Origin of the sequence: Pseudonocardia nigra (genome assembly GCF_019396355.1) — a bacterium.
In the GTDB taxonomy this organism is placed as follows: Bacteria; Actinomycetota; Actinomycetes; order Mycobacteriales; family Pseudonocardiaceae; genus Pseudonocardia; species Pseudonocardia nigra.
This window is the reverse complement of record NZ_JAHKRK010000599.1, coordinates 1-511: the sequence shown is the minus strand read 5'-3', so window position 1 is coordinate 511 and position 511 is coordinate 1. Positions and strand designations below refer to the sequence as shown.

Below are 511 nucleotides of genomic sequence, written 5' to 3'. Positions count from 1 at the left end.
GGCGTCCGTCTTATGACGAGCTTGCCTCCCTGGTGCAGCGGTTGGCGGCCGAGGTGGCGGCGCGGGATGAGGTGATCGCGCAGCTGCGGGGCGAGGTGGCGGAGTTGAAGCGTCGCCTGGGGATGAACTCGCGGAACTCATCGAAGCCGCCGTCGTCGGACTCGCCGTTCGTCAAGCCGGCGCCGCGCTCGTTGCGGCGCAAGAGCGGCAAGAAGCCGGGCGGTCAGCCTGGTCATCCGGGGTCGACGTTGGCGCTGGTCGCTGACCCCGATGAGCGGCGCCGGCACGAGCCTGGCCCGTGCACTGGCTGCGGCGCGAACCTGGTGGATGCGCCGGAGGTGGGTGTGGAGCGGCGGCAGGTGTTCGATCTGCCGCCGATGACGGTGCGGGTGAGCGAGCACCAGCTCGTCGCGCGGCGCTGCGCCTGCGGGATCACGACGTGCGGCTCGGCGCCGGAGGGCGTGAGCGCGCCGACCCAGTACGGACCGCGGATCGCCGCGATCATCCTCTA

Annotated in this window: 1 protein-coding gene; it reads left to right on the top strand. The window is 71.8% G+C overall.

The window, feature by feature from the left end; genetic code table 11:
• Positions 1-41: 41 nt before the first annotated feature.
• A partial coding sequence (locus KME75_RS42380; RefSeq protein ID WP_246633870.1) for a DUF6444 domain-containing protein occupies positions 42-511 on the top strand: 470 nt, incomplete at its 3' end.